This window comes from Brachybacterium sp. J144 (assembly GCF_036321705.1).
Classification (GTDB): Bacteria; Actinomycetota; Actinomycetes; order Actinomycetales; family Dermabacteraceae; genus Brachybacterium.
Map to the genome: position 1 here is coordinate 1 of NZ_JAZDCG010000033.1, position 26,094 is coordinate 26,094.

Here is a 26,094-nt window from a genome sequence, read left to right on the forward strand (position 1 = left end):
CCCCTGCTAGGGAGGAGGAACGGCCCGAACCCCCTGGGGGGGCTCGGCCCCGTGACCGGCGGAGCCGGGGGGATCAGCGGTAGCTGACGAAGGTCGGGTTGCCCCAGATCGAGCGCTCGACGACGCGCTGCTTCGAGCTGGAGGCGTCGATGACCTTGCCGTTGCCGGCGTAGATCGCGATGTGGCCGGGCCAGGTGACGAGGTCGCCGGGGCGCGCCTCGGACTGCGAGATGGTGCGGCCGCCGTCGGCGATCGCGCCAGAGGTGCGGGGCAGGTCGATGCCCGCGGCCTCGTAGGCGAAGTTCACCAGGCCGGAGCAGTCCATGCCGCTGAGGCTGGAGCCGCCCCAGGAGTAGGGGGTGCCGACGGCCGAGCGGGCCGCGTCGACGATGCTGCTCGAGGAGGAGGAGCCCTCGGAGGAGGACGCGGAGGCCGAGCCGCCGATCGGAGCCGAGGAGCCGCCGTTCAGCGCGCCCCGGGTCTGGGGGCCGACCACGCCGTCGACCTGCAGGTCGTTCGCGGACTGGTAGTCCTTGACGGCCGCGTGGGTGCGCTTGCCGAAGACGCCGTCGACCTCGAGGGAGGCGCCGTTGTCGTTGAGCGCCTTCTGCAGGTCCTCGACGTTGTCGCCGCGCGAGCCCCAGCGGAGCTTCTCGGTCGAGTCGAGGGCGGCGGAGGGGGCCGCGGTCTGGGCGGCGGGGGCGGACTGCGCGGGAGCGGCGGGGGCCGCCGGGGCGGCCTGGGCGGCGCCTCCGGTGAAGGCGGTGCCGACGAGGACGGAGCCGAGGATCGCGGCGCCGCCGACGCCGTAGGCAGCCTTGCGGGCGCCGGCGATCGGGGTACGGGCGAGACCGGGGGTCCGGTGGGTGTTGTGCTTGGCCATGAGTGCGGTTCGTTCCTTCCGGGCCCGGTCACGTCGACCGGGGATGTCGTGCTGGATCGTGCGACCACCGCTGTCGGGGTGAGTGCGTCACCGTGGGTGATGGATTCACCGTAGGGGCCCGTGCGCCTCCGACCGAAGGGGTTTGGCGGAGCCGGGCAGGGGACTTGACGGGGTCTTTGCGTCAGGTCGACCAGACGTGACCCGACGGGGGGTCGGCTTGACGATCCGGCGAACCGCCCGACACAGCGGCGGCCGGCGTCGGACCCGTCCTCCCGCCCCGTGCTCGGCCAGTGCGCCTGCGGCGAACAGCCCCCCGGGGTGCCCCGCGCACCGCCTAGAGTCGAGCCATCGTCCATCCCGCCCTGAAGGAGACACCGTGACCTCTCAGAACACCAGGACCTCCGCGCCGCGCGGCGCCATGGGGGACACCCCCATGGGGCTCGACGACAACGTTTACCAGCGCCTGCTGCGCGAGCGCATCGTGTGGCTCGGCTCCGAGGTGCGCGACGAGAACGCGAACGCGATCTGCTCGAAGCTGCTGCTGCTCGCCGCGGAGGATCCCGACAAGGACATCTACCTCTACATCAACAGCCCCGGCGGCTCGATCACCGCGGGCATGGCCATCTACGACACCATGCAGTTCGTCAAGCCCGACGTGGTGACGGTCGGCATGGGTATGGCGGCCTCGATGGGGCAGTTCCTGCTGTCGTCCGGGACCAAGGGCAAGCGCTACGCGACCCCGCACACCCGGGTCCTCATGCACCAGCCGCTCGGCGGCCTCGGTGGCACCGCCACCGACATCAAGATCCAGGCCGACCTCATCCTCTCCATGAAGCAGCAGCTCGCCGAGCTGATCGCCGAGCAGACGGGCAAGAGCGTCGAGCAGATCCACGCCGACTCCGACCGCGACCACTGGTTCACGGCCGCCGAGGCCCTCGAGTACGGCTTCATCGACAAGATCGTCAGCGGCTCGGGCGACGTCACCGGCGGCGGCGGCACCGACGACTGACCGTCCTCCCGCCCGCCCCGTCACCCGCAGACACCACCCCACGCCAGGAGACCTCGTGACCTTCGACCCCCGTTTCTACGGCTCGCTGCCGTCCGTCCCGACCGCGCAGGTCGGTGCGGGCACCACCCCGATGCCCACCAGCCGCTACGTGCTCCCGCAGTACGAGGAGCGCACCGCCTACGGCTTCAAGCGCCAGGACCCGTACACCAAGCTCTTCGAGGACCGCATCATCTTCCTCGGGGTGCAGGTGGACGATGCCTCCGCCGACGACGTGATGGCGCAGCTGCTCGTGCTCGAGTCCCAGGACCCGGACCGCGACATCACGCTGTACATCAACAGCCCCGGCGGCTCCTTCACCGCGCTGACCGCGATCTACGACACGATGCAGTACATCAAGCCCGACATCACCACCGTGTGCCTGGGCCAGGCGGCTTCCGCCGCCGCCGTGCTGCTGGCCGCGGGCTCCCCGGGCAAGCGCCTCGCGCTCCCGAACGCCCGCATCCTCATCCACCAGCCCGCCATGGGCGGTCAGGGCGGCGGCCAGGCCTCCGACCTGGAGATCCAGGCCAACGAGATCATGCGCATGCGCGAGTGGCTCGAGCAGACCCTCGCCCACCACTCCGGCCGCACCGCCGAGCAGGTGAGCAAGGACATCGAGCGCGACAAGATCCTCACCGCCCAGAGCGCTCTCGAGTACGGCCTGGTCGACCAGGTGCTGACCTCCCGCAAGGAGCCCCGCGCCCAGGTCGCGCGCTGAGTTCGACGGGGCGGGGGCCCTGGCCCCCGCCCCGTCCGGCACGCCTCCGTCCCCGGGCGCGGCCTCCCGCATCCGCGGGGCCCCGCACGGTACCGTGGACGAGGTCCTCCACCGCGAGGACCGCCCTGCCGGGCATCGGTCCGGCAGACCCCCGACCACCTGACGAGAGGACACGCAGATGGCCCGCACGAGCGAGGGGACGGACGTCTTCAAGTGCTCCTTCTGCGGCAAGTCGCAGAAGCAGGTGGAGCGCCTGATCTCGGGTCCCGGGGTGTTCATCTGCGAAGAGTGCATCGAGCTGTGCAACGAGATCATCGCGGAGGAGATCCAGGCGGCGCAGCCCGCCGCCGAGGAGCAGGCGCCGCTGCCCGCCCCCCGCGAGATCTTCGACTTCCTCGAGGAGTACGTGGTGGGCCAGGAGCCCGCCAAGCGCGCGCTCTCGGTCGCCGTCTACAACCACTACAAGCGTCTGCGCGCCCAGGACGCCGAGGCCGGTGCGCACGGCGGCAAGACCGCGGCGGCGGCCCTGGCCGAGGAGGCCGGGAGCCATGAGGACCCGGTCGAGGTCGCGAAGTCCAACGTGATGCTCGTCGGGCCCACCGGCTGCGGCAAGACCTATCTCGCCCAGACCCTCGCGCGCATGCTCGACGTCCCCTTCGCCATGGCGGACGCGACCGCGCTGACCGAGGCGGGCTATGTCGGCGAGGACGTCGAGAACATCCTGCTGAAGCTGCTGCAGGCCGCGGACTACGACGTCAAGAAGGCCGAGCGCGGCATCATCTACATCGACGAGGTCGACAAGATCGGGCGCAAGGCCGAGAACCCCTCGATCACCCGCGACGTCTCGGGCGAGGGCGTGCAGCAGGCGCTGCTGAAGATCCTCGAGGGGACGGTCGCCGCGGTGCCCCCGCAGGGCGGGCGCAAGCACCCCCACCAGGAGTTCATCCAGATCGACACCACGAACGTGCTGTTCATCGTCGCGGGCGCCTTCGCCGGCATCGAGGACATCATCGGCTCGCGGATCGGCAAGCGCGGCATCGGCTTCGGCGCGGAGCTGCACACCCCTCTCGAGCAGGAGCAGATCTACTCCAAGCTGCTGCCCGAGGACCTGCTGAAGTTCGGGCTCATCCCCGAGTTCATCGGCCGCCTGCCGGTGATCACGAGCGTGACGAACCTGGACCGGCCGGCCCTCATCTCGATCCTGACCGAGCCGCGCAATGCCCTGGTGAAGCAGTACCAGAAGATGTTCGCGCTGGACGGTGTCGAGCTCGACTTCGAGCAGTCGGCGCTCGAGGCCATCGCGGACAGGGCGATCGCCCGCGAGACCGGGGCGCGCGGTCTGCGCGCGATCCTCGAGGAGGCGCTGCAGCCGGTCATGTTCGAGGTGCCCTCCCGGGACGACGTCGCGAAGGTCGTGATCACCGCCGGGGTGGTCACCGAGGGGCGCGCGCCTCTCATGGTCACCGCGACGGACGGCGAGCGCGCCGACCGCGAGCGCCAGGATCGCTCGGCCTGATGAGCGCAGACCGTCCCGCCCCGCTCGTGCCCGACGACGTCGAGCGCGCCCGCGAGCTGCTCCTCGGGGAGCGCCGCAGCATCGACAACATCGACGCCGCCCTCGTGCACCTTCTCGCCGAGCGCTTCGCCCACACCCAGCGGGTGGGGGTGCTCAAGGCGGCTCACGGCCTGCCCCCGGCGGATCCGGACCGCGAGCAGCAGCAGATCCAGCGTCTGCGCTCCCTCGCCGACGAGGCGGGCCTGGACCCCGTCTTCGCCGAGGCCTTCCTGCGCTTCATCGTCACCGAGGTGATCCGCCACCACGAGCGGTTGCGAGAGGAGCACCCCTCCTCCCCGGAGCAGCCCGGCCCGTCGGACCCCGCTGCCTCCTGACCAGCAGGGGAACCTGCCAGGAGTTCCCGCCGCGCGGCGTGCGCGCTGGTAGGGTCGGCGCCATGGCTCGCATCACGTTCCTCGACTGGCCGGTGATCCGGCAGCTTCGCGGAGCGGATCCGACCGGTCGTGGCACCGCCGTCACCTCCGCGCGGACCCGCAGCATCGCGCCGCGCACCGCCGCCGCGGACGGCGTCGTCGACAGCGTCTGCCCCTACTGCGCCGTCGGCTGCAGCCAGCGCGTCCACCACCAGGACGGACGCGTCCTCAGCATCGAAGGCAACCCGGACTCCCCGATCTCCCGCGGTCGGCTCTGCCCCAAGGGGGCCGCGAGCGAGCAGCTCGCCAACTCCTCCCTCCGCCAGACCACGGTCCGCTACCGCCGGCCGTACGGGACCGAGTGGGAAGAGCTCGACCTCGACACCGCGATGGACATCATCGCGGACCGCTTCCTCGAGGCGCGCCGGAAGCACTGGGAGGACGTCGACGCGAAGGGCCACCCACTGCGGCGCACGATGGGGATCGCGAGCCTGGGCGGCGCGACCATCGACAACGAGGAGAACTATCTGATCAAGAAGTTCTTCACCGCCGCGGGCGCCATCCAGATGGAGAACCAGGCCCGCATATGACACTCCGCCACGGTTCCCAGTCTGGGAGCCTCGTTCGGTCGTGGCGGAGCCACGAACACGGTGCAGGACTTCGCCAACGCTGACCTGATCGTCATCGAGGGCTCGAACATGGCCGAGGCCCACCCCGTCGCCTTCCAGTGGGTGATCGAGGCGAAGAAGCGTGGCGCGCGCGTGATCCACATCGATCCGCGCTTCACCCGCACCTCGGCGAACGCGGACAGGCACATCCCGATCCGCAGCGGCACCGACATCGTGCTGCTCGGCGGCGTGATCCGGCACGTGCTCGAGAACGAGCTGTTCTTCGACGAGTACGTGCGGGCCTACACCAACGCCTCGACGCTGATCTCCGAGGAGTACGGCGATCCCGAGGACCTCGACGGTCTGTTCTCCGGCTACGACCCGGAGACCGGCACCTATGACGACTCCACCTGGGCGTACGCCGGGGATCCGGACCGCATCGCCCGCGGTCTCCCCGAGCGCGACGAGACCCTCCAGCACCCGCGCACCGTCTTCCAGATCCTGAAGCGCCACTACGCGCGCTACACGCCGCAGATGGTGCAGGACACCTGCGGCATCTCCCCGGAGGACTTCGAGTTCCTGGCGCGCTCGATCGTGGAGAACTCGGGTCGCGAGAAGACGACGATGTTCGCGTACGCCCTCGGCTGGACCCAGCACCAGGGCGGTGCGCAGATGATCCGCACCTCCGCGATCCTGCAGCTGCTGATGGGGAACATGGGCCGTCCGGGCGGCGGGATCATGGCCCTGCGCGGCCACGCCACCATCCAGGGCTCCACCGACATCCCGACGCTCTACCACATCCTCCCCGGGTACCTGCCGATGCCGAAGGCCGGCCAGGACGACTTCGCCGAGTACGTCCGCTCCGTGGGGAGGAAGGAACAGAAGGGCTTCTGGGCGAACGCGGACGTCTACGCCGTGAACCTGCTGAAGGCCTGGTGGGGGGAGCACGCCACCGCGGAGAACGACTGGGGCTTCCACCACCTGCCCCGGCTCACCGGCGCCCACGGCACGTACCAGACGGTGATGCGGATGCTCGAGGGCGGGGTCGACGGATACTTCCTCTTCGGCCAGAACCCCGCCGTCGGCTCGGCCAACGGCCGCCTGCAGCGCCTCGGGCTCACCCACCTCAAATGGATGGTGGTGCGGGACTTCTACATGATCGAGTCCGCGACCTTCTGGAAGGACGGGCCGGAGATCGAGTCGGGGGAGCTGTCCCCGGAGCAGATCGGCACCGAGATGTTCTTCCTCCCGGCCGCGAACCACACCGAGAAGGCCGGCTCCTTCACGCAGACCCAGCGCCTTGTGCAGTGGCGCGACAAGGCCGTGGACCCGCCCGGTGATGCGCGCAGCGACCTCGAGTTCATGTATGACCTGGGCTGCCGTATCCGCGAGAAGCTCCGCGACTCGACCGATCCGCGCGATCGACCGATTCTGGATCTGACCTGGGACTATCCCGTCGACGAGCACGGCGAGCCCGATGCCGAGGCGGTCCTCGCCGAGATCAACGGCCGCCACCTGACCGGGGAGAACGCCGGTCAGCCGCTCGCCTCCTTCGGGGAGATGGCGGCCGACGGTTCGACCATGGGCGGCTGCTGGATCTACGCCGGCGTGCAGGCGGGCGGGGTCAACCGGGCACGCCGGCGCACCCCGGGACAGGATCAGGACGAGACCGCGGCAGACTGGGGCTGGGCCTGGCCCGCGAACCGTCGGATCCTCTACAACCGCGCCTCCGCCGATCCGGCCGGCCGGCCCTGGAGCGAGCGGAAGAAGTGGGTCTGGTGGGACGAGGAGGCCGGGACGTGGACCGGCAAGGACGTCCCCGACTTCCCGCCGACCAAGCGGCCGGACGATCCCGGGGATCCGAGCAAGGGCGGCGCCGCGGCCCTCGCGGGAACCGACGCCTTCATCATGCAGTCCGACGGGAAGGGCTGGCTCTTCGCCCCGACCGGGATGGTCGACGGGCCGATGCCCACGCACTACGAGTCGCCCGAGTCGATGATCCGCAATCCGTTGTACGCGCAGCAGTCCAACCCCACGCGCGTCACCTTCCGCGACGAGGACAACCTCAGCTCGGCGGGCGCGATGGGGGCGAGCGGCGAGGTCTACCCGTACGTGTTCACCACCTACCGGATCACCGAGCACCACACCGCGGGCGGCATGAGCCGCTTCCTTCCCTATCTCGCCGAGCTCCAGCCCGAGATGTACTGCGAGGTCTCCCCGGAACTCGCCGAGGAGCTCGGACTCGAGCCCTACGGCTGGGCGACCATCATCTCGGCGCGCAACGCCATCGAGGCGAAGGTGCTGGTCACCGAGCGGATGACGCCGCTGCGAGTGGGGGAGCGGACCGTCCATCAGATCGGCCTGCCCTTCCACTGGGGGCAGGGCAGCGAGGCGATCGTGACCGGGGACGGGGCGAACGACCTGATCGGCATGAACCTCGACGCCAACACCCAGATCCAGAACAGCAAGAACAACGCCTGCACGATCCTCCCCGGGCGGCGGCCGCGCGGCGCCGGCCGGGCCGAGCTGGTCCGGGAGTACCGTCGGCGGGCCGGGCTGGTCCCCGCGCTGCACCCGCAGGTCGACGGAGCCGAGGGGGCGCCGGGCGCGGGACCGGTCGTCGAGGGGACGGCGCATCAGGTGCGCGGTCCCGAGGAGGCGACCGCCGTCCCCACGGGGGAGCCGACGATGAAGGAGATGAGGAACCGATGAGCCTGCTCGCCGGACCCGAGGGACCCGCGGCGGAGGCCGGCTGGGGCCACGATCACGAGCGCCGGGGGTTCTTCACCGACACCTCGATCTGCATCGGCTGCAAGGCCTGCGAGGTGGCCTGCAAGGAGTGGAACCGCAACCCGATCGACGGGAACCTCGAGATCCTCGGCTCCAGCTACGACAACACCGGCGAGCTCGGCGCGAACACCTGGCGCCACGTGGCCTTCGTCGAGCAGGGCCGGGAGCGGATCGAGGAGGCGCGCGAGTCCGGGCGGAAGCTGGTCAGCCTCGGCATGCCGGGGATCGGGCCGAGGAGCGCCGGACCGCGCGGCGCCATGCCCGCCGGGGACATCGCGCAGGCGGACCGCACCCCGCCGGACACCCCTGAGTTCCGCTGGCTGATGTCTTCGGACGTGTGCAAGCACTGCACCAACGCCGGATGCCTCGACGTGTGCCCGACCGGCGCGATCTTCCGCTCCGAGTTCGGCTCCGTGGTGGTCCAGCAGGACGTGTGCAACGGCTGCGGCACCTGCGTCAGCGCCTGCCCCTTCGGGGTGATCGAGCGCCGCGACGACGGCACCGTCTCGCCCTTCGCCGTGCGCGAGGAGGAGGACCCGCGCCGCAACACCGCGAGCAAGTGCACGCTGTGCTACGACCGGCTCGTCGACGGCGAGCAGCCCGCCTGCTCCGCGACCTGCCCCACGCAGTCCATCACCTTCGGCGAGCACCCGGATCTCACCGCCGAGGCCCGGCGGCGCGTCGCCGACCTGCACGAGCGGGGCATGACCGAGGCACGGCTGTACGGCGCGAACCCGCGGGACGGCGTCGGCGGCACCGGCTCGGTGTTCCTGCTGCTGGACGAGCCCGAGGTCTACGGCCTCCCGCCGGACCCGCAGGTGCCCACGAAGTCCCTGGCCCGCACCTACGCCCGAACCGGCCTCGCGGCCGCGGGCATGGTCGCGGCCGTCGCGCTGTCCTTCCTGGGAGCGCGCCGATGAGCATCACCGCCTTCGACGCCGACCGACCGCCGGAGCAGCCCCGACGCCGCGGCGGCGGGAGACGCCGCCGTCGCCGCGGCCTCGGCGAGGTCGGGATGGGCGACGGGTCCCGCGAGGGTGCCGTCGTCGAGGACGTCGAGATCGAGCGGTCCGGCGAGTACGACTCCTACTATGGCCGGCCCGTCGTCAAGGCCCCGCCGTGGAAGGCCCCGATCGCCGCGTACCTGTTCCTCGGCGGGGTCTCGGGCGGCTCCGCCCTGCTGGCCTTCGGCGCGCAGACCACGGGCAGGCCGACGCTGCGCCGCACGGCACGGCTCACGGCGCTGGGTACGATCGGGCTCGGCACCGTCGCGCTCATCGAGGACCTCGGCCGTCCGGAGCGCTTCCTGAACATGATGCGGACCGTGAAGGTCACGAGCCCGATGAGCCTGGGGACCTGGGTGGTGGGCGGCTTCGGCTCGCTCTCCGGAGTGCTCGGCGCGCTCGAGGTCGACCGCCTGGCGGGGGAGAGGCTGCCGCTCGGACCTCTGCGCCCGCTGCTGCATGCCGCCGAGGGCCCGGCCTCCGTCGGCCAGGCGGTCCTCGCCCCGCTGCTGGCCTCGTACACCGGGGCGCTGCTCGGCAACACCGTCGTCCCCACCTGGGAAGCCGGCCGCGGCCACCTCCCGGCCCTCTTCGCCTCCTCCGCGAGCCTCGCCGCCGGCGGTGCCGCGATGGTCACCACCCCGGTGGAGGAGGCCGGACCGGCGCGGCTGCTCGCGGTCGCCGGGGTCGCAGGGGACGTGGTGAGCATGCACCGGATGAAGGAGTCGATGCACCCGCTCGAGCGGCAGCCGCTCGAGACCGGCGCCCCGGGGCAGCTGCTCGTCTGGGCGGAGCGCCTCGCCGTCGTCGGCGGGATCGGGGCGCTGCTGGGGCGGCGCAGCCGCGCGCTCTCGGTCGCGAGCGGCGCCGCGCTGCTCACCGCCTCGGCGCTGACCCGCTTCGGCGTGCTGCACGCCGGCCTCGAGTCCGTGAAGGACCCGCGTCGCGTGATCGAGCCGCAGAAGGCGCGCCTGGCGGCCCGCCGCGCCGCCGGCATCACCGACGACTCGATCACCACCGCCGGCTGAGCGGGCGGCGGGAGCTCGGTCAGCGCACCCGGATCCCGGAGCCCGCGACCGTCTCGCCGATCACCGGGTATCCGGGCACCTCGCCGACCACGAGCAGCCCGCCCGAGGTCTGCGCATCGGCGAGCAGCAGCAGATCGTCCTCGGTGATCCCGAGACCCGCCTCGACCGCAGGCCGCACCCAGTCGAGGTTCCGCCGCGTCCCGCCGGAGACGAAGCCGTCCCGCAGCGCCTCCGCCGCCCCGTCGACGAGCGGCACCGCGCCCCGCTCGATCACGGCGCCGACCCCGGAGGCCCGGGCCATCTTCGCCAGGTGCCCGAGCAGCCCGAATCCCGTCACGTCCGTCGCCGCGCGGGCTCCGGCGGCCAGCGCCGCCCGGGACGCTTCGCGGTTCAGCGTGGTCATCACCTCGATCGCCGCGGCGGAGACCTCGCCGGTGGTCTTCATGCGGTTGTTCAGCAGGCCCACCCCGAGCGGTTTGGTCAGGGTGAGCGGCAGGCCCGGCTCCGCGGCGTCGTTGCGCAGCAGGCGATTCGCCGGAGCGGTGCCGGTCACGGCCATGCCGTACTTCGGCTCGGGATCGTCCACCGAGTGGCCGCCGATGACCGGGACCCCGGCCTGCTGCGCGATCGCGAGACCGCCCGCGAGCACCTCCTGCAGCAGCTCATAGGGCAGCACGCCGCGGGGCCACCCGACGAGGTTGATCGCGACCACGGGCTCACCCCCCATCGCGTAGATGTCGCTGAGCGCGTTCGCGGCCGCGATCCGCCCCCAGTCGTAGGGGTCGTCGACGACGGGGGTGAAGAAGTCCGCGGTGGAGAGCACGGCGGTCTCCCCGTCCGGTCCGCCGATCCGCACCGCGGCGGCGTCGTCGCCGTCGTCGAGCCCCACGATCACCTGGTCGTACCGCTGCCCGGTCAGTCCCAGGACGACGTCCTCGAGCTCGCCCGGCGGGAGCTTCGAGGCGCAGCCGCCGCCGTGCGCCATGGTGGTCAGGCGGATCCGGGGACCCGGCAGCGCGGGGACCACAGGAGCAGGTGCGCCGATCGCTGTCGGAGCGGTGTCGGGAGCGGTCGGGGGGAGGTCGTCGGCAACCATGCCCCGAGCCTAGCCGTCCCCGTGAAGCGGCAGGTGAGGCGGTGATAGCGTGGGCGATGGAGGCGTCTGCGACCTGGTGGTCGCCCCAGTCTTCAAAACTGGTGGGACCGAGCATCTCGGTCCGGCGGGTTCGATTCCCGTCCGCCTCCGCCACACCGTCCGCGGTCGACGTCCGTCGGCCCCGCCCGCGCGAGCAGCGCGACGAGGAGGTCCCGTGCGCGCATCATCGTCGAGCGCCGGCGTCGGCCCCGGGGCCGGCATCGGCGAGGACCCGCGCCGCCGGATCCCCCGCACCGACCATCTGCTCGCCGATCCCGAGATCGCCGCGGCCGGGGCGAGCCTCGGCGCGGCCGTGCTGCGGCGCACGGTCCAGGGGGCGCAGGACCGCGCCCGACGCGGCGAGATCGCCCCCGAGGGCGTCCGCGACGCGGTGCTCGCCGCGCTCGCCCCCCGCTCCGCCGGATCGCTGCGCCCCGTCCTGAACGCCACCGGAGTGCTCGTGCACACGAACCTCGGCCGGGCCCCGTTCTCGGACGCCGCGAGGCAGGCCCTCCAGGACGTCGCGGGGTACACCGACGTCGAGCTCGACCTGGCAACCGGGATGCGCTCGCGGCGCGGCGCCGCCGCCCGCGCGGCGCTCCTCGCCGCCTGCCCCGCCGCCGAGGACGCGCTGGTCGTGAACAACGCGGCGGCCGCCCTGATGCTCGCGACGACCGCGCTCGCCGGCGGGCGCGAGGTGCTGTGGAGCCGCGGGGAGCTCGTCGAGATCGGCGCCGGTTTCCGCCTCGCCGATCTCGTCGCCTCCACCGGGGTGCGCATCCGCGAGGTGGGCAGCACCAACCGTACCCACGCCGAGGACTTCCGGGCAGCCTGCGCTGCGGGACCGACGGGAGCGGACGGCGGTGCGGAGGGGAGCCCCGGCGTGGGCGCGATCCTCACCGTGCACCCGAGCAACTTCCGCCTCGAGGGATTCACGAGCGGCGTCGGCATCGCGGAGCTCGCCGCGATCGCCCACCAGCACGACCTGCCGCTGATCGCCGATCTCGGGTCCGGCCTGCTGCGCCCCGAACCGGCCCTGCCCGCCGAGCCCGATGCCGCCGGCGCCCTCGAGGCCGGCGCCGACCTGGTGCTGGCCAGCGGGGACAAGCTCCTCGGCGGGCCGCAGGCGGGGATTCTGCTGGGGCGGGCGGAGATCATCGCGCGCCTCGCCCGTCACCCCCTCGCCCGCGCCGTCCGCGCCGACAAGCTCGCCCTCGCCGCGCTCGAGGCGACCCTCCGCGGGCCCGTCCCGCCGGTGCTCGCCGCCCTGCGCGCCGATCCGCAGGCGCTCCGGGAGCGCAGCGCGCGCCTCGCCGCCCGGCTCGGCGGGGAGCTGCGGGCGCACGACGGGCGCGTCGGCGGCGGGGGAGGGGTCGGGGTGCCCCTGCCCGGCTGGGCGGTCGCGCTCGAGGAGGAGCTCGCCGCCCCGCTGCGCACCGGCGATCCGGCCGTGGTCGGCACCGTCCGCGACGGCGCCTGCCTGCTCGACATGCGCTGCGTGCCCAAGGCCGAGGACGGCGCGGTCGAGCGGGCCGTGCTCGCCGCCCGCGCCCGCCTCGCGGCGGAGACCCCCGCCCCATGAGCCAGGTGATCGCGACCGCCGGCCACGTCGATCACGGCAAGTCCACCCTGGTCCGCGCCCTGACCGGCATCGAACCGGACCGCCTCGCGGAGGAGCGGCGGCGCGGACTCACGATCGAACTCGGCTTCGCCGGGACCACACTCCCCTCCGGGCGGGAGATCGCGTTCGTGGACGTCCCCGGGCACGAGCGCTTCCTCGCCACGATGCTCACGGGCCTCGGCCCCGCCCCGCTGGTCTGCTTCGTCGTGGCCGCCGACGGCGGCTGGAGCGCTCAGTCCTCCGACCACCGCGACGCGATCGCCGCCCTCGGCCTCGACCAGGGCCTGCTCGTGATCACCCGCACCGACCTCGCCCCGGACCGGACCCTCGAGGTCACCGCCCGCGCCCGCGAGGAGCTCGCGGGCACCGGCCTCGCGGACGTCCCCGCGGTCGCGGTCTCCGCCCGCACGGGGGAGGGGATGGAGACCCTGCGCGAGGTGCTCGACGAGGTCGTCGCCGGAGCGCGGACCCCCGACGAGACCGCCGACGTGCGCCTGTGGGTCGACCGCTCCTTCTCGCTCCCCGGCGCGGGCACCGTGGTCACCGGCACCCTCGGCGCGGGCACCCTGCGGGTCGGCGACGAGCTGGACCTGGTCGGCGCGGGCCAGGCGCGACGCACCACCGTGCGCGCCCTGCAGTCCGGCGGCGAGGACGCCGAGCAGCTCGGACCCGTGCGGCGCACTGCCGTGAACCTGCGCGGTGCCGAGGCCGGCTCGATCCACCGTGGCGACGCCCTGCTCACCCCCGGGGCCTGGGATCTGATCGGTGTCGTCGACGCCCGGGTCGACGTCCGCGGCGCGCTGGACGACCTCGGCGCGGCGCCCGCGGAGCTCGTCGCCCATGCGGGCACCGCCGCGGTGCCGGTGCGTCTGCGCCCCCTCGGCGGTCCCCACGCCCGCCTCACCCTCGACCGGCCGCTGCCGCTGCGCTGCGGCGACCGGATCGTGCTGCGCGGCAGCGGCGAGCACCCGCTGCTCGGCGGCGCTCTGGTGCTCGACGTCGACCCGCCCGTGCTGACCCGTCGTGGGGACGCCGCCCGTCGGGCCGCTGCGCTCGCGGGGATCGGGGCCGACGGGGATGCCGCCGGGATCATCCTCCGCCACGGGGCGGTGCCGTCCGGGCGGCTCGTCCGGCAGGGGGTCCGCCTCCCGGACCCGCTGCCCGAGGGGATCGCGCGCGCAGGAGATCTGCTGGTGGACCGCGAGGCGCAGGTGGCCTGGTCGCGGCGTCTCGCCGAGCTGGTCGACGCCGAGCACACGGCCCGTCCGCTCTCGGCCGGGCTGCCGCTCAAGGCCGCCCTCGACGCGCTCGCCGCCCGCCGGGACGATGCCCGGACCGGTACGCGGGCCGGCACCGCAGGGCCCGCCACCCCGCCGCTGCCCGCCGCGCTCGGCCCCGCGCTGCTCCCGAGCCTGCTGCGCGCCGCGAGCCTCGTCGAGCGGGACGGCCGGCTCGTCGATCCGGTGCGTGCGGGAGGGCTCGGTCAGGCCGAGGCGGCGATCACCCGGCTCGAGGAGCGGATGCGCGCAACTCCCTTCGCCGCTCCCGAGGCGGAGGAACTCGCCGCCCTGGGTCTCGGACCGGAGCAGCTCGCCGCCGCGGCCCGGCAGGAGCGGATCCTGCGCCTGCCGGGCGAGGTGGTGCTGTTGCCGGCCGCGGCGGCCCTCGCCATGCGCGAGCTCGCCCGGCTGGAGCAGCCCTTCACCGCCTCGACCGCGCGGCAGGCGCTCGGCACCACCCGCCGGGTCGCGATCCCGCTGCTCGAGCATCTCGATCGCCGCGGCTGGACGAGGCGCGTCGACGCCGGCCGCCGCGAGATCGTGCGCTGACCGCCCGTCGCCCGAAATGGGGAGTGCTCCCCATGGGCGGTGCCGGGCATCCGCCCTAGGCTCCTTCTCAGATCAGGGACGAGCATCCGCCGACGGGGCGGGTCAGGGGAGGGGACGAGATGAGCGGGTTCCTCGGAGCGGACACCGAGCAGCTGCGCACGCAGGCGGAGGCCTGCCGGCGCGAGGCGGGCACGCTGCATGACCTCCTCGGCACCACCTCGGCACTGATCGCCTCGGTCGACTGGAACGGGCCCGACGCCGACGCCTTCCGGGAGCGGTGGACCTCCCAGGTGCGGGCGGGGATCTCCGCGCGGGCCGAGGAGCTGCAGGCGCGCGCCGACCAGTTGCGCGAGCACGCCGAGGAGCAGGACAGCGCCTCCGAGAACGGCCGTGGGGCAGGACCAGGACACGGCCCCTTCGGGCTGCCGCTGCCCTTCCCCTTCCCGCTCCCCGGCCCCTTCGGTCCCCTCGGCCCCGGTGGGCCCTTCGGTCCGGGTGGTCCCTTCGGGCCCGGTGGGCCGTTCGGGTCCGGTGGGCCCTTCCCGTCCTTCCCGCCCTTCCCCCTGCCGACGCCGTCGGGTCCCCCGGCCCCGCCGTTCTTCTACGGCGACCAGGGCTATTCGACCCGGGGCACCACCTTCGGGGAGCAGCGCCCCATCGGGGACGACTTCACCTGGAACCCGGAGCTCCTGCCCGGTCAGGAGATCAGCAACGACGCCGGCTACGTGGACGTGCACGCAGGGGCGAACTACAGCGCGGGCACCAACGTCACCACCGACCCGTACGGCAACACCACTGCGACCATCGGCGCCCGTGGGAACCTCGAGGCGGGGGTCGAGACCCAGCTGAACGGACCCTTCGGAACGGGGCTCACCACCAGCCACCGGGTCGGGGCGGAGGCGTACGTCGAGGCCGGCGGCACCGTCGGGCCCGACGGCTACTCGTACGGCGCGAAGGCGGGCTCGGGCCTGTACGCCTCGCAGAGCGCGACGCTCGACGGGCCCTTCGGGTCCTCCAGCACCATCACCACCGACGCCTACGTCGGCGCCAACGCGAACGCCTACAGCTACGCCCACGTCACCCGGAACGAGGACGGCCAGGCCAACGGGTTCACGATCGGCGGCGGCGCGAACGCCTTCGCCGGCGGCCAGGTCACTCAGACCTACGAGAGCACCAGTCCGGGCGGATGGTTCTCCTCCTCGACGTCGATCAGCGAGAAGGCCGGGGCCGGAGCCGGAGCCTCCGCCGGCGCGACCGTCTCGACCGACGAGATCTCGGTGAACGTCGGCGGGCAGCTCGCGGTCGAGCTCGGGCTGGGCGGCAGTACGAGCCTCGCCATCCACCCCAATCAGATCGTCAACACCTTCACCCCCAGCGACTACGACATCGACGACGCCATCTCGGATGCCTCCGGTGCCTGGGACAGCGCGAGCAGTGCGGTCAGCAGCACCGTCAGCTCCCTGAACCCGTTCGACTGATGACCCTCGCCCTCGGGGGCGAGGCCCCGGGGCGGAGCGGCTCGTCGGCCGGGATCCGCCTCAGCGGTGGCCGGGGTGGCGCGCCCACCACGCGGCGTGCGCCGCAGTGATCGCCTGCGCGGCACGGAGGTAGCCGCCGTCGGCGGAGTTGCCGCCCTCTCCGGAGGACATGGCCAGGGCGCCGACGGCCACGATGTTCCCGTCCAGCAGGTGAAGGCGCACCCCGGTGGGACCCCGCCGTGCCGTGGGCACTTCCACCCCGCGCACCGCCGAGAAGGGAACCGTGCGGCGGGCGCTGGTGAGAGTCCGCCAGGAGACGTCCTCCGTGCTGACCGTGACCGAGGAGCGCTGTCCCGCCAGGAACAGCAACACCCCGGCGATCACGCCGATCGGGACGAACAGCAGCATCAGCAGCACCGAGGCGTCCTCGCTCGAGAGCCACAGCAGCACCGGGAGCGGCACGAACACGAGGATGTCGACGACGGCGATCAGCGGGCCGACGACGCGCAGCATCGTCGCCGACCCGCTGCGATAGGTGCGAGCACTCATCGGGGACCGATCGATCCCCCGGTCAGGACGCGGCGCCCTGGCCGCTGCGCGGCTGCTTCACCGGCGGCTCGCCGAGCACGGCGTCCTCGGTGGTGATGCCCTCGACCTCACCGCCGACGATCTCGAGCGCCTCGATCCGGCCCAGTGCCATCAGGTCGTCGCGCGCGGCCTCGAGGTGTGCGGCCGTGGCCTGCGGAGCGCGCACCGTCACGGAGAGCACCGGCGTCTTCTGCGAGACCTTCGCATCGGACTTCAGGCGGCGCACCACGATCGCGGCCTGGGCGACCGCGTCGAGCAGGGCGGCGTCCTGCCCCGCGGCGGCCTCGCGCAGGGGTGCGGCCTCGGGCCAGGGCTGGGTGTGCACCGAGCCGTCCCGCCACCACGACCACACCTCCTCGGTCGCGAAGACGATCACCGGGGCGAACAGCCGCAGCTGCACCTCGAGCGCGATCGCGAGCGCGGCCCGCGCGGAGTCCGCTCCGGCCTGCCCGGTCGCGGAGTTGCCGTGGGCGCGCTCCTTGACCAGCTCGATGTAGTCGTCGCAGAAGGCCCAGAAGAAGGGCTCGACGAGCTCGAGCACCCGCGCGTAGTCCATGTCGTCGAAGGCGACGGTGGACTGCTCGACGACCTCGGCGAGGTTCGCCAGCAGCGCCCGGTCCAGCGGATCGGTGACGACGGCGGGATCGGCGGCCAGGCGGCCCGCCGGATCGGCGGGGGCCTCGCCGAAGCCGAGCGCGAACTTCGAGGCGTTGAGGATCTTGATCGCGAGACGACGGCCGATCTTCATCTGGCCCTCGTCGAAGGCGGTGTCCACGCCCTGGCGGGCCCGGCCGGCCCAGTAGCGGACGCCGTCGGAGCCGTGCTGCTGCAGCAGGCCGATGGGGGTGACGACGTTGCCCTTGGACTTGGACATCTTCTTGCGGTCCGGGTCCAGGATCCAGCCGTTGATCGAGGCATGCTTCCACGGCAGGGCGTCCTGCTGCAGGTGCGAGCGGACGATCGTGGAGAACAGCCAGGTGCGGATGATGTCGTGGCCCTGGGGGCGCAGGTCCATCGGGTAGACCTTCGAGAAGAGCCCATCGGACTCTGCGTCGGAGTTCCAGCCGCCCGCGAGCTGCGGGGTGAGCGAGGACGTGGCCCAGGTGTCGAGGATGTCCGGGTCCGCGACGAAGCCGCCGGGCTGGTTCCGCTGCTCCTCGGTAAAGCCCTCGGGCACGTCGATCGTCGGGTCGATCGGGAGCCGGTCCACGGACGGGGTCAGCACGGCGTCGTAGTCCGTCTCGCCGTCGGCGCCGACGCCGTACCAGACCGGGAAGGGCACGCCGAAGAAGCGCTGGCGGGAGATCAGCCAGTCACCGGCGAGGCCCTCGACCCAGTTGCGGTAGCGGGACTCCATGTGGGCGGGGTGCCAGGTCAGCTCCTTGCCGCGGGCGATGAGCGCATCGCGCAGGCCGCCCTCGGACTGGTCGCGGCCGCCGTTGGTCAGGTACCACTGGCGGGAGGTCACGAACTCGAGCGGCTTGTCGCCGTTCTCGTAGAACTTCACCGGGTGGGAGATCTTCTCGATCTCGCCGGTGAGGTCGCCGGACTCCGTCGCCATCTCCACCACGCGCTTCTGCGCGCTGAACACGGTGAGCCCGGCGAGCTCGGCGTAGTTCGCCTGCCCCTCGGGGGAGGTGATCCACGGTGTCTCCGGGAGGAAGCGGCCATCGCGGCCGATCACCGAGCGGGTGGGCAGCTCGAGCTCGCGCCACCAGGTGACGTCGTTCGCGTCGCCGAAGGTGCAGATCATCGCGATGCCGGCGCCCTTGTCGGGCTGGGCGAGGGGATGGGCGAGCACGGGCACCTCGACACCAAACAGGGGCGAGGTGACGGTGGTGCCGAACAGGCCCTGGTAGCGCTCGTCGTCGGGGTGGGCGACGAGGGCCACGCACGCGGGTAGCAGCTCGGGGCGGGTGGTCGCGATGACGACCTTCTCGCCGGAGCCGTCCGTGCGGGTGAAGCCGAGGCGGTGGTAGGCGCCCTCGCGGTCGCGATCCTCCTGTTCCGCCTGGGCGACGGCGGTGCGGTAGGTGACGTCCCACATGGTGGGGGCCTCGGACTGGTACGCCTGGCCGGCGGCGAGGTTCTCCAGGAAGGCTCGCTGGGAGGTCGCGCGGGAGTGGGCGTTGATGGTCTGGTAGCCGTGGTTCCAGTCGACGGAGAGGCCGAGGGCGCGGAAGACGTCCTCGAAGGACTTCTCGTCGATCTCGGTGAGGCGCTCGCACAGCTCGATGAAGTTGCGGCGGGAGATCGGCAGCTGGTTCGCGGCCTTCGCCGACTTGTTGTCGCCGCCTTCCTGCGGGGGCGTGAAGTCAGGGTCGTAGGGCAGCGACGGATCGCAGCGCACGCCGTAGTAGTTCTGCACCCGGCGTTCGGTGGGCAGGCCGTTGTCGTCCCAGCCCAACGGGTAGAAGATGTTCTTCCCGCGCATGCGCTGGTAGCGGACGATCATGTCCGCCTGCGAGTAGCCGAAGACATGGCCGACGTGCAGGGAACCCGAGGCCGTGGGCGGCGGGGTGTCGACGCTGAACACCTGATCACGGGTGGTCTCCGGATCGAAGGCGTACAGCTGCTGCTCGCTCCATACGCCGTCCCACTTCTCCTCGAGGCCCTCGAGGGAGGGACGATCGGGGATCGAGGTCTGGGCGTCAGGGCGCGATGCGGTGTCGGTCATGCGGGACATTGTTCCAGGTCTGCGGAGCGGTGCAACGCAGGCGTCGGCAGTGTGAGCGCTGTCGCGTCACGGCACCCGCGCGGTCCACTCCTCGGTGCCGAACTTCGTCTCGACGAGCTGCCGGGCTCGCGCGAGCTCGTCCTCGGTGTACGTCGACTCGGTCGTGTCGTAGCGGGCGCGGAAGTAGTCCAGGAACCCGTCGATGATCCGCTCCCGGGCCAGTCCCGACTGGGAGCGCATCGGGTCCACGCGCTTGTTCGCGCTGCGGGTGCCCTTGTCGGAGAGCTTCTCGCGGCCGATCCGCAGCACCTCGCCCATCTTGGCGGCGTCGATGTCGTAGCTCATCGTCACGTGGTGCAGCAGCACGCCGCCCGCGAAACGGCGCTGGGCCGCGCCCCCGATCTTGCCCTGCTCGGAGGCGATGTCGTTGAGCGGCACGTAGCGGGCCTTCACCCCGATCTCGGCGAGGGCGCCCATCACCCAGTCGTCGAGATAGGCGTAGGCCTGCTCGAAGCTCAGCCCCTCCACCAGCGAGGTGGGGACGACCAGGGAGTAGGTGATGCAGTTGCCCTGCTCCATGAACATGGCGCCGCCGCCGGTGATGCGCCGCACCACGCCGATGCCGTGCCGTGCCGCGCCCTCGGGGTCGATCTCATTGCGCAGCGACTGGTAGGAGCCGATCACCACGAGCGGCGAGTCCCAGTCCCAGAGGCGGAAGGTGGGCCCGCGCCGACCGGCGACCATCTCGAGCGGCAGCACCTCGTCGAGCGCCACGTGCATCACGGGCGGCAGCACGACGGGAGGGATCACCTCGAAGGTCAGGTCCTCCCAGCTCGAGGCGTGCCCGAGCGCGCGGCGCACCGCGATCGCGACCGCCTCGGCGTCGAAGCCGATCATCTGCACGGGCTCGGGGCGCCCGGCGAGGCGGTCGGTGATCGCGGCGGCGAGCTCGGCGGCGGTCGCCTCGGTGGGCATGCCCCTCAGGGCGGAGTTCAGGTCCTCGAGCGCCTCGTCGGGCTCGAGGAAGAAGTCGCCGAAGACGTGCGCGGAGGCGATCCGGCCGTCCTCCGCCGTCACGTCGACGGCGACCAGCTTCCCTCCCCGCACCTTGTACTCGCCGTGCAGGACCTGCGTCTCCTCGGGGGTCACCATGGCTCCATTGTGCGCCGGAGGGACGGGGGCCGGGGGCCCGGGACCGTACCTCAGCGGATCGTCAGCGAGCGCAGCGCCTTGTGGACCTCCCAGACGAAGTCCGCCGTCGACTGGCTCTTGCGGGGCGCGACCGCGTAGGTCTCGGACGGCCGGTCCGGGGTCTCCTCGCGGGTGACCCGCGGGATGAGATTCCGCCACTCGCGCGAGCCGCCCACCCACAGGCGGTACTCGGTGCCGGAGTCATCGCCGCGCTGCACCAGGCGCACCCCGAAGGAGGTCGCGGTCAGGGCGGGCTGGCGGCGGGCGGGGGCGAGGTCGAAGCCGCGGTCGCGCAGCAGCATCGGGTTCAGCACCGCCCACAGCAGCAGCCGGGCGCCCTCGACGGCGGAGGAGGCGGGCTCGCCGATCAGCTCGCCCGTCTCAGGCGGGGAGCCGGCCTCGGTGCGCCAGGCCGTCCGCCGGGTCAGTTGCGCGAGCCGCTCCTCGGCGTCGGCACGGTCCGCCTCGTCCACCAGCGCGCCGATGCCGAGCGGGACCGGCGACTGGCCGGTGCGCAGGAAGTGCACGGGGGAGCCGTGGTCCGTCTCCCCGAACTCGAGGCCGGTGCGGGTGCGGCCCACGCCGGCCTGCAGGTGGGCGTCGGTCTGACCGCGGCGGGTGGAGAAGCGGGGACTGGTGCCGAACAGGGTCCGGGAGGCATGGTGCAGCACGTCGAGGTGGGCGCGGAACTCGCGGGCGGTGTCCTTGTCGGTGAGCAGGCGCTTCGCGTCCACGGGGAACTGCACGACGGGTCGGCCCGCGTTCTCGCCGACCTCGCCGAGGGTCTCCCAGAGATGGGCGTGACCGGGATCCGCCTTCGGCATGCGGCGGCCGACGCGCGCCCAGCTGGTGGCGACGACGCCGTCCGGCACCGGTCCGTCGAGCTCGGCCCGATCGGTGTGGCGGGCGATCGCGAGCAGCAGATGCTGCGGGGAGGATCCCAGCGCCGTCCGCATCTGCTGCAGCTGGCCGGTCGAGAAGGGACCGCCGACGCGCAGCGAGATCGCCAGGCGCGCCCCGTCGTCGCTCTCGGTGTCCGAGGGGAGCAGCTCGGCGACGAGGTCTGGGGAGGAGCGACGCAGCCGCGGGGCAGCCGTGATCGAGCCGGTGGTGTGCTCCGTGCGACCCACCACGCGCAGGAAGGCGCCGCGGCTGCGCGGGGACATCAGCACGAACTCGAGCATGTGGCGCAGCATCACCTCGACGCGCACATTGCGCTCGGACCAGTTCTCGAGATCCGGGGAGGAGGAGGCTCGGTCGACGGCATAGGTGAGCATCTGACCGACGGTGGCGTACGAGCGGGCCATGGTCCTCCTTCGCGCGGGGGTAGTCGTCCATTATGACCCCGCCCAGTCTGTGACATCGCAGGTGGCAGGGGAAGACGTGTGACGACGTGGGGCGGAGGGCCCGCGAAGGTCAGACTGCGGGGCCGCTCTGGGCGATCCGCCGCACGAGATCCTCGATCGCGGGCTCGCTGAGGGAGAGGTCGCGCACCTCCGCCTGGGCCCCGATCGCGGCGAGGATCCCCGGCACCGTGTGCTCCTGCCCCGAGAAGCGGAGCCGGTGCCGGATCCCGTCGGCCTCGACCCCGGCCTCCTGCACCCCGGGCGGCAGCTCGAGGCGGTCCCGCGGAGCGGCGAGGTCGACGATCAGCTCGCGCGGCGCTCCGAGATGCCGGCGGAAGTCCTCGAGGGAGCCGTCGTAGGCGACCGTGCCCTCGCTGACCACGACGATCCGCTCGCAGAGCCGCTCCACGTCGCCCATGTCGTGGGTGGTGAGGAAGAGCGTCGAGTCCCGCTCCGCCCGGTCCTCGCGCAGGAACCGGCGCAGCCCCTCCTTCGAGACCAGGTCCAGGCCGATCGTCGGCTCGTCGAGCACCACCAGCTCGGGGGAGTGCAGCAGCGCCGCCGCGACCTCGCCGCGCATCCGCTGGCCGAGGGACAGCTGGCGCACCGGGCGGGAGAGGAAGCTCGCGAGGCCGAGCCCCTCGACCAGCCGCTCGAGCCGGGCCTCGCGCTGCCGTTCCGTCAGGCGGTGCATGGCGCCGAGGATCCCGTAGGACTCCCGCAGCGGCAGGTCCCACCACAGCTGCGAGCGCTGCCCGAAGACCACACCGATCTCGCGCGCCAGACGGCGCCGCTCGGGCACCGGATCGCGCCCGAGCACCCGCACCGACCCCGCCGTCGGCCGCAGGATCCCGGTCATCATCTTGATGGTGGTCGACTTCCCGGCGCCGTTCGCGCCGACGAAGCCCACCGCCTCCCCGCGCTCGATGCGCAGGGAGACGTCGTCGACGGCGCGCACGATTCGGCGGCGCCGGCGACGCTCGCCGGGATCGGCCGCGCGGACCGTGTAGTCCCGCCGCAGGCCCTCGAGCACGACGGCGGGGGCGACGGGCGCGGTGGCGGCATCGGGTCTGGTGGGTTCGGGGGTGCTCATCCGCCGGCTCCTGTGTATCTGCGGACCCCCGCCCGCCAGAGCACGGCCGCGAGGATCCACACCAGCACGGCGGCGGGCGCGCCCGCCCAGCCGGCCGACGTCGGGATCAGCGCGGGACCGGGCAGGTCCAGCAGGACGAGGGTGGGGGCGTAGGCGACCAGGGTCGCCGGGATGACGAAGGTGAAGAAGGCCCGCAGTGGCAGGGCGAACACCGCGCCGGGCGTCGTGGCGACGTAGTTGCCCCCGTAGGTGAAGGCGTTCGCGAACTCGCGCCCGTCGATCAGCCAGAACTGCAGGGCGCCGGCGAGCACGAACAGCCCGCCGAAGATCGCGGCGCCCGCGAGGGGCGCGATCACGGCGAGCAGCAGCGTCTCCGGGCGGGGGGAGAAGTCGGCGACGACGAGCGCCGCGACGTACATGACCAGGCCCACGCCGATCCGCCCGATGCGCCGCAGCGACAGGTCCAGGCTCGAGATCTGCAGCAGCATCGGCACCGGGCGCAGCAGCAGGGTCTCGAGCTTGCCCGAGCGGATCGCGGCGGAGAGCGAGTCGGTCTCCCCGAAGAGCATGTCGGCGAGGCCGAAGGCGAGGGCGCCGAGCCCGTAGACCACCGTGACCTGGGCGAGGGTCATGCCGCCGAGAGTGCCGACCCGGGTGAGGATCACCCACAGCTCGAGGAACTCGATGCCGACCACCAGCAGCTGACCCAGCACGTCGGCGAGGAAGCTGGTGCGGAAGGTCGCCTGCGAGCGGATCCGGGAGGCGTACAGCATCCAGATCATCCGCGGCGTCGAGACCGGCCGGTCCGCGGGGTCGGGCCGGCCGGCGGGGTCGGTGCGCTCAGCCACCCTGCACCTCCAGGCTGCGCACCCCGGCGCGGAGCACCGCCCACGCGGCGAGGGCGAGCACCGCGATCCAGCCCGCCTGCACCGCGACCAGGCCCGCCGCCTCCGCGACGGGGATCCTCCCCGAGAGGGTGTCGATCGGTGTCTGGATCATCGAGGGGAAGGGGGTAGCGCGCGCGATCGCGAGCAGCCAGTCGGGGAACCAGACGATCGGGATCAGGAACCCGGACAGCAGGTTCATCACCGCCATGTACACGACCGACAGCCCGCGGGTCTCCACGAGCCAGAAGGCCGCGAGGTTCACGAGCATGTCCGCGAGGAAGGCGAGCGTGATCGCGAGCAGCAGCGAGAGCAGCCCCAGCGGGTAGGACAGCGGATCCTCGGGCAGGGCCAGCCCCGTGATCAGAGCGCCGATCAGCAACGGCGGCAGGCCCCGCCCCAGCAGCAGGAACGAGGAGCGGCCCAGCTTCTGCGCGTAGAAGAGGGTCAGGAAGGGCACCGGGCGGAGCAGGTCCACGGCGATGTCGCCATGGTGCACCCGCTGTGACACCTCGCGGGTCCCGAAGGCCTCGATCGGGGCGAGCAGCGCCTGTCCGAGCCACACGTAGGTCGCGGCCTGCAGTGCGGTGTACCCGGCCAGCTCGCCGTCGGCCGTCGCGATCGCGGCGAACAGGATCGAGGCCCGGATCAGTCCGAACACCGAGTTGGTGAACACCCCGGCGGCGGTGGCGAGGCGGTAGGTCGAGTATTGCCGGAAGGCGGCGACGGCGACCCTCCAGTGCACGGACACCCGCGCGACAGTAGCCATCCGCGAGGCATGCCGCAAGGGGGTGCGATCGGTCGGTCGCTCCAGCGGGGTCCCGGAGCAGTAGCCTGTGGCGGTCCCGCCCCCCTCCTCCTGAACCGGACTGCCATGAACTCCGTCGACACCCCTGCCGAGAGCACCGTCGCTCCCGACCCCGCGGGCCCGGCCGCTCCGCGTCGTCCCCGATTCGGCCTGCTGCCGCGGATCGCGGTCGCGATCGTGCTCGGCATCCTGCTGGGCCTGGTGATGCCGGAGGCGATCGCCCGGGTCTTCACCACCTTCAACGGCCTCTTCTCGGGCTTCCTCGGCTTCCTCATCCCGCTGATCATCGTGGGCCTCGTGACCCCGGCGATCGCCGAGCTCGGCCGCGGCGCCGGGAAGCTGCTCGCCGCCACGGCGGGCGTCGCCTATCTCTCCACGATCGTCTGCGGCTTCTTCGCCCTCGCGCTGTCCCTGCTGGTGCTGCCGCGGATGCTCGACGGCGCCGAGGTGGTGAGCCTCGAGAACCCCGAGGACTCCGCGATCGCCCCGTACTTCTCGATCGAGATCCCGCCGGTCATCGAGGTGATGACCGCGCTGGTGCTCGCCTTCTGCCTCGGCATCGGTCTGACGCTGGTGCGCCGCGGCGCCCTCCAGGAGAGCTTCGAGCAGCTGCGCACGATCGTGGTGCGCACCATCGAGGCGGTCATCATCCCGCTGCTGCCGGTCTACATCTTCGGCATGTTCCTGGGCCTGACCATGAACGGCCAGATCTGGACCGTGATCGGCACCTTCCTCGCCGTGGTGCTGCTGGTGTTCGCCATGACCGTGGTGGTGCTCCTGGCGCAGTACACCGTCGCCGGGCTCGCCGTGGGGAAGAACCCGCTGCGGATGCTGTGGACCATGGCCCCGGCCTACATGACAGCGCTCGGCACCAGCTCCTCCGCCGCGACCATCCCGGTCACCCTCGAGTGCACCAAGCGCAACGGGGTGCCCGAGGCGGTCGCCGGCTTCGTGGTGCCGCTGTGCGCGACCATCCACCTCGCCGGCTCGACGCTGAAGATCACCACCTTCTCCGTGGCGATCATGCTCGTGACGGGCATGCCGATCGACATCTGGGCGCTCGCCGGCTTCGTGCTGATGCTCGGCGTGGTGATGATCGCGGCACCGGGCGTCCCCGGCGGCGCGATCATGGCGGCCGCCGGCATCCTCTCCTCGATGCTCGGCTTCAGCGAGGCCGCGGTGGGGCTGATGATCGCCTCGTACATCGCGATCGACTCCTTCGGCACCGCGACGAACGTGACCGGCGACGGCGCGATCGCCGCGGTCATGGGGCGCCTGTCCCGGGGCCGCGTCTCGGGAGACCTCTCGGTCGACGAAGCCCCGCACGTCCAAGGCGTCTGATCGCAGCGGCGGCGGCCCGGGCGGCGAGATCGCCGGGCCTCCGTGACCGGATCGTGACCCGGCGTCCCGGGCGGTGACCCGGGGCCGACGCGAGT

The 26,094-nt window shown here is 72.6% G+C and carries 20 protein-coding genes and 1 tRNA gene; 12 read left to right on the plus strand and 9 right to left on the minus strand.

Annotation, left to right across the window (positions count from 1 at the left end):
• Positions 1 to 73 precede the first annotated feature (73 nt).
• The gene (locus tag V1260_RS13190; protein ID WP_329747286.1) at positions 74 to 883 is read right to left on the minus strand and encodes a C40 family peptidase; all 810 of its coding nucleotides are present in this window, start codon (positions 881 to 883) and stop codon (positions 74 to 76) included.
• 376 nt (positions 884 to 1,259) lie between these two features.
• Here V1260_RS13190 and V1260_RS13195 point away from each other — a divergent pair, with 376 nt between their 5' ends.
• From V1260_RS13195 to nrfD, 7 genes are all read left to right on the plus strand, one after another.
• Positions 1,260 to 1,892 (plus strand): ATP-dependent Clp protease proteolytic subunit, encoded by a 633-nt coding sequence (locus V1260_RS13195; RefSeq protein ID WP_329747287.1) that lies wholly within the window; start codon positions 1,260 to 1,262, stop codon positions 1,890 to 1,892.
• Between the two features lie 130 nt (positions 1,893 to 2,022).
• Positions 2,023 to 2,649 (plus strand): ATP-dependent Clp protease proteolytic subunit, encoded by a 627-nt coding sequence (locus V1260_RS13200; RefSeq protein ID WP_329747320.1) that lies wholly within the window; start codon positions 2,023 to 2,025, stop codon positions 2,647 to 2,649.
• A 178-nt stretch (positions 2,650 to 2,827) separates the two neighbouring features.
• The gene (clpX, locus tag V1260_RS13205; RefSeq protein WP_329747288.1) at positions 2,828 to 4,165 is read left to right on the plus strand and encodes an ATP-dependent Clp protease ATP-binding subunit ClpX; all 1,338 of its coding nucleotides are present in this window, start codon (positions 2,828 to 2,830) and stop codon (positions 4,163 to 4,165) included.
• Positions 4,165 to 4,539, plus strand: a complete 375-nt coding sequence (locus tag V1260_RS13210) for a chorismate mutase (protein WP_329747289.1) — start codon at positions 4,165 to 4,167, stop codon at positions 4,537 to 4,539. The genes clpX and V1260_RS13210 overlap by 1 nt, the downstream gene beginning before the upstream one ends.
• Positions 4,540 to 4,601: 62 nt before the next feature.
• Positions 4,602 to 7,898, plus strand: coding sequence for a formate dehydrogenase-N subunit alpha (fdnG, locus tag V1260_RS13215; protein WP_329747290.1), 3,297 nt, complete (start codon positions 4,602 to 4,604; stop codon positions 7,896 to 7,898).
• Positions 7,895 to 8,896: a 4Fe-4S dicluster domain-containing protein gene (locus V1260_RS13220; protein WP_329747291.1), complete on the plus strand. Its 1,002-nt coding sequence runs from the start codon at positions 7,895 to 7,897 to the stop codon at positions 8,894 to 8,896. The genes fdnG and V1260_RS13220 overlap by 4 nt, the downstream gene beginning before the upstream one ends.
• Positions 8,893 to 10,008: an NrfD/PsrC family molybdoenzyme membrane anchor subunit gene (gene nrfD / locus V1260_RS13225; protein ID WP_329747292.1), complete on the plus strand. Its 1,116-nt coding sequence runs from the start codon at positions 8,893 to 8,895 to the stop codon at positions 10,006 to 10,008. Before V1260_RS13220 ends, nrfD begins: the two co-directional genes overlap by 4 nt.
• 19 nt (positions 10,009 to 10,027) lie before the next feature.
• Here the strand turns inward: nrfD and selD are convergent, their stop codons facing one another.
• Positions 10,028 to 11,023, minus strand: coding sequence for a selenide, water dikinase SelD (gene selD, locus V1260_RS13230; protein WP_442878161.1), 996 nt, complete (start codon positions 11,021 to 11,023; stop codon positions 10,028 to 10,030).
• Between the two features lie 139 nt (positions 11,024 to 11,162).
• Between selD and V1260_RS13235 the strand changes: the two genes are divergently transcribed.
• From V1260_RS13235 to V1260_RS13250, 4 genes are all read left to right on the plus strand, one after another.
• Positions 11,163 to 11,257: transfer RNA gene (locus tag V1260_RS13235), tRNA-Sec, on the plus strand.
• A gap of 61 nt (positions 11,258 to 11,318) precedes the next feature.
• The gene (gene selA / locus V1260_RS13240; protein WP_329747294.1) at positions 11,319 to 12,725 is read left to right on the plus strand and encodes an L-seryl-tRNA(Sec) selenium transferase; all 1,407 of its coding nucleotides are present in this window, start codon (positions 11,319 to 11,321) and stop codon (positions 12,723 to 12,725) included.
• Positions 12,722 to 14,593: a selenocysteine-specific translation elongation factor gene (selB, locus tag V1260_RS13245; protein WP_329747295.1), complete on the plus strand. Its 1,872-nt coding sequence runs from the start codon at positions 12,722 to 12,724 to the stop codon at positions 14,591 to 14,593. The genes selA and selB overlap by 4 nt, the downstream gene beginning before the upstream one ends.
• 119 nt (positions 14,594 to 14,712) lie before the next feature.
• Positions 14,713 to 16,071, plus strand: a complete 1,359-nt coding sequence (locus V1260_RS13250) for a WXG100 family type VII secretion target (RefSeq protein ID WP_329747297.1) — start codon at positions 14,713 to 14,715, stop codon at positions 16,069 to 16,071.
• A 60-nt stretch (positions 16,072 to 16,131) separates the two neighbouring features.
• Here V1260_RS13250 and V1260_RS13255 read toward each other — a convergent pair whose 3' ends face one another.
• The 7 genes from V1260_RS13255 to V1260_RS13285 form a co-directional block, all read right to left on the minus strand.
• Complete coding sequence (locus tag V1260_RS13255) at positions 16,132 to 16,620, minus strand: hypothetical protein (RefSeq protein ID WP_329747298.1); 489 nt, start codon at positions 16,618 to 16,620, stop codon at positions 16,132 to 16,134.
• 22 nt (positions 16,621 to 16,642) lie between these two features.
• On the minus strand, positions 16,643 to 19,336 hold the full coding sequence (valS, locus tag V1260_RS13260; RefSeq protein WP_329747299.1) for a valine--tRNA ligase: 2,694 nt from the start codon (positions 19,334 to 19,336) through the stop codon (positions 16,643 to 16,645).
• A 66-nt stretch (positions 19,337 to 19,402) separates the two neighbouring features.
• The gene (locus V1260_RS13265; protein WP_329747321.1) at positions 19,403 to 20,461 is read right to left on the minus strand and encodes a lipoyl protein ligase domain-containing protein; all 1,059 of its coding nucleotides are present in this window, start codon (positions 20,459 to 20,461) and stop codon (positions 19,403 to 19,405) included.
• Positions 20,462 to 20,538: 77 nt separating this feature from the next.
• The gene (locus V1260_RS13270; protein WP_329747300.1) at positions 20,539 to 21,834 is read right to left on the minus strand and encodes a hypothetical protein; all 1,296 of its coding nucleotides are present in this window, start codon (positions 21,832 to 21,834) and stop codon (positions 20,539 to 20,541) included.
• Positions 21,835 to 21,943: 109 nt separating this feature from the next.
• Positions 21,944 to 22,966 carry an ABC transporter ATP-binding protein gene (locus V1260_RS13275; protein WP_329747301.1) on the minus strand — a complete coding sequence of 341 codons (1,023 nt, stop codon included), beginning with the start codon at positions 22,964 to 22,966 and terminating at the stop codon, positions 21,944 to 21,946.
• Positions 22,963 to 23,814, minus strand: coding sequence for an ABC transporter permease (locus V1260_RS13280; protein WP_329747302.1), 852 nt, complete (start codon positions 23,812 to 23,814; stop codon positions 22,963 to 22,965). The genes V1260_RS13275 and V1260_RS13280 overlap by 4 nt, the downstream gene beginning before the upstream one ends.
• Positions 23,807 to 24,619, minus strand: a complete 813-nt coding sequence (locus V1260_RS13285) for an ABC transporter permease (RefSeq protein WP_442878160.1) — start codon at positions 24,617 to 24,619, stop codon at positions 23,807 to 23,809. The genes V1260_RS13280 and V1260_RS13285 overlap by 8 nt, the downstream gene beginning before the upstream one ends.
• Before the next feature lie 105 nt (positions 24,620 to 24,724).
• On the opposite strand from V1260_RS13285, the gene V1260_RS13290 reads away from it, so the two are divergent.
• Positions 24,725 to 25,999, plus strand: a complete 1,275-nt coding sequence (locus V1260_RS13290) for a dicarboxylate/amino acid:cation symporter (RefSeq protein WP_329747303.1) — start codon at positions 24,725 to 24,727, stop codon at positions 25,997 to 25,999.
• Positions 26,000 to 26,094: the final 95 nt, after the last annotated feature.